Source organism: Bradyrhizobium sp. JR4.1, from assembly GCF_040548605.1.
GTDB classification, from domain to species: Bacteria; Pseudomonadota; Alphaproteobacteria; order Rhizobiales; family Xanthobacteraceae; genus Bradyrhizobium; species Bradyrhizobium canariense.
The window spans coordinates 1-2,757 of sequence record NZ_JBEPRY010000068.1 but is presented as its reverse complement, the minus strand read 5'-3'; the positions used below and the strand labels follow the sequence as shown (position 1 = coordinate 2,757).

Genomic DNA, 2,757 nt, shown 5'->3' with positions numbered 1-2,757 from the left:
GATGCGGGTAGAGGTCCTGGGCGGGGTTGAGCGTCGTCGTCGCTGGTCTCGCGACGATAAGATGCGGATCATCGAAGAGACGCTGGCGCCCGGCGCGGTTGTGACGGAGATCGCGCGGCGGCACGGCATTTCGACGAGTTTGGTGTTCACGTGGCGGCGGCGGGCGCGCCTGGCGAGTGTCGTTTCGGCGGGACCGAAGCTTGTCCCTGTTCAGCTCACCCCGGGTGCGACCGAAAGCGTTCCATCGATTGAAGCCCCAGCGGTGATTTCGCCCCGGAGGCGCCGGGGCCTGATCGAGATCGAACTCGGTGGCGGCAAGCGTGTCAGCGTTGACGAGAACGTCGATGCTGACGCGTTGGGGCGGGTCCTTGATGTTCTGAGCCGGCGATGATCCCGATACCGGGTGGCGTCAGAGTCTGGATCGCAACCGGCCACACCGACATGCGTCGCGGCATGCAGGGTCTGGCTTTGCAGGTTCAGGAGAGCCTGAAGCGGGATCCCCACGCCGGAGATCTCTATATCTTCCGAGGCCGGCGTGGCGATTTGGCAAAGATCCTCTGGCATGACGGGATCGGGCTGTCGCTCTATGCGAAACGCTTGGATCGCGGAAAGTTCATCTGGCCTTCGGCGTCAGGTGACGCGGTGTCGATCTCGGCGGCGCAGATGGCGTACATGCTCGAAGGGATCGATTGGCGCAATCCACAACTGACGTGGCGGCCGACAAGGGCGGGATGAGCGAAGAAAAATGTGGAAACCCGCGTATTTTGGGGTGCCGCAAATCACTAAAACTATGATTCACTTCGTCTCATGGATGCTGATCGCGCCGCTCTTGCCGAAGAAAACGCCGCGCTGAAAGCGGAGCTGGCGGTAGCGCGGGCAAAGGCGTCGGAGGACGCCGCGCTGATTGTGCAGCAGACCTTGCGGATAGCGAAGCTCGAGCGCCAGGTTTACGGCCAGAAATCGGAGCGCTCGGCGCGGTTGATCGACCAGCTGGCGCTTACCTTCGAAGAATTGGAAGCTAACGCGACGGAAGACGAATTGGCGGCGGAGCAGGCAGTCGCCAAAACGACTACGGTTGACGGATTTACGCGCAAGCGCGCTGAGCGCAACACGTTCCCAGACCACCTTCCGCGCGAGCGGGTGGTGATCGATCCGCCGACGGCGTGCGAATGCTGCGGCGGCAATCGCTTGCGCAAGCTCGGCGAAGATGTGACCCGAACGCTGGAATCGGTGCCGCGTCAGTGGAAGGTAATCGAGACGGTGCGCGAGAAGTTCTCTTGCCGCGACTGCGAGAAGATCAGCCAGGCACCGGCGCCATTCCATGTGATCCCGCGAGGGTGGGCGGGGCCGAGCCTGCTGGCCATGCTGCTCTATGAGAAGTTCGGCCAGCATCAGCCTCTGAACCGGCAAACCGAGCGTTACGCGTTGGAAGGCGTGCCGATCAGTCTGTCGACCGCAGCCGACGCCGTCGGAGCGTGCTGCACGGTATTGGAGCCGCTGTTGCGTCTGTTGGAAGCCCACGTCATGGCATCCGAACGCCTCCACGGCGACGACACCACCGTGCCCGTGCTGGCCTTGGGCAAGTGCGATGTCGCTCGATGCTGGGTCTATGTAAAGGACGACCGCCCCTTCGGCGGCTCAGATCCGCCGGCGGCAATGTTCTATTACTCGCGCGATCGAAGGGGCGAGCATCCGCAGGCGCATCTGGCCAACTATAGCGGTATCCTGCAGGCCGACGCCTTCGGCGGATACACCAAACTCTACGAGCCCCCGCGAAGTCCTGGGCCTATCAGGGAGGCGGCCTGTTGGGTGCATGCCCGGCGCCCGTTCTTCGCCATGGCGGATCTTGAGGAAAACGCGCGACGTAAGGCTGCTGGCAAGAAGGAGATCGCCCTCTCGCCGATTGCGATCGAGATCGTGCGTCGCATCGACGCCCTCTTCGCAATCGAGCGCACGATCAATGGCCAAGGCGCCGACCACCGAGAGGCTGTCCGCCAGGCGCAGAGCGCTCCGTTGGTTGCCGATCTGGAAGCCTATATGCGTGAGCAGTGCGCCAAGCTCTCCCGCGGTCACGATCTGGCCAAGGCCATGAACTACATGTTCAAGCGCTGGGGCTCCTTCACACGCTTCCTCGACGATGGCCGCGTCTGTCTCTCGAACAACGCCGCCGAAAGAGCGCTGCGCGGCATCGCATTGGGCAGAAAGTCTTGGTTATTCTGCGGGTCCGACCGCGGAGGGCGTCGTGCCGCCGCCATGTATAGCCTCATCGTCTCTGCGAAGATGAACGACGTCGATCCTCAGGTCTGGCTTGCCGATGTACTCGCTCGCATCGCCATCCACCCCGCCCACAGGCTCGATGAGCTGCTGCCCTGGAACTGGAAGATTGCGCAACAGCAAGGCCTCGCGGCGCAGGCGGCTTGATGGGGCCCGTCAACAAAGTCAGCCACGTGTTTACCCTCGGCCATGTCGCCGAGATGCTTGGAGAAGACGAGGAATGGCTGTTCGAGGTCGCCGAAGAAATGGACCCCGAGGATGGCCAGCTATGGGTCGTGGGCGTCGGTGAAGATGGGGTGATGGCGTTCACCGATGAGGGGATCGAGAACCTCAAAGAGCTGATCGCAATCCACAAAGAGGACCCTAGCATCATCGAAAAACGCCGCCAAGTGCTCGCTGCGACGATGAAGCCGAAAACCGAGGAGTCCGACGAGCTCTAACGGTTAACTGGAAAGATCAGCGCGCTGCGGCCTACCGCGTAGG

Annotated in this window: 4 protein-coding genes; all 4 read left to right on the top strand. The window is 62.4% G+C overall.

From position 1 onward, the window contains the following. A partial coding sequence (gene tnpA / locus ABIB90_RS41475; protein WP_007591026.1) for an IS66-like element accessory protein TnpA occupies nucleotides 1–391 on the top strand: 391 nt, incomplete at its 5' end. Beyond that, on the top strand, nucleotides 388–735 hold the full coding sequence (tnpB, locus tag ABIB90_RS41470) for an IS66 family insertion sequence element accessory protein TnpB (protein WP_007591027.1): 348 nt from the start codon (nucleotides 388–390) through the stop codon (nucleotides 733–735). The genes tnpA and tnpB, both read left to right, overlap by 4 nt. A 72-nt stretch (nucleotides 736–807) precedes the next feature. Beyond that, nucleotides 808–2,421, top strand: coding sequence for an IS66 family transposase (gene tnpC / locus ABIB90_RS41465; protein WP_219685683.1), 1,614 nt, complete (start codon nucleotides 808–810; stop codon nucleotides 2,419–2,421). Continuing rightward, the gene (locus tag ABIB90_RS41460) at nucleotides 2,421–2,714 is read left to right on the top strand and encodes a hypothetical protein (protein ID WP_007590556.1); all 294 of its coding nucleotides are present in this window, start codon (nucleotides 2,421–2,423) and stop codon (nucleotides 2,712–2,714) included. Before tnpC ends, ABIB90_RS41460 begins: the two co-directional genes overlap by 1 nt. The last annotated feature ends 43 nt before the right edge of the window (nucleotides 2,715–2,757 follow it).

Coding starts and splice junctions, on each gene's coding strand:
- tnpB (WP_007591027.1), top strand. CDS start 388: ATGATCCCGATACCGGGTGGCGTCAGAGTCTGGATCGCAACCGGCCAC.
- tnpC (WP_219685683.1), top strand. CDS start 808: ATGGATGCTGATCGCGCCGCTCTTGCCGAAGAAAACGCCGCGCTGAAA.
- ABIB90_RS41460 (WP_007590556.1), top strand. CDS start 2,421: ATGGGGCCCGTCAACAAAGTCAGCCACGTGTTTACCCTCGGCCATGTC.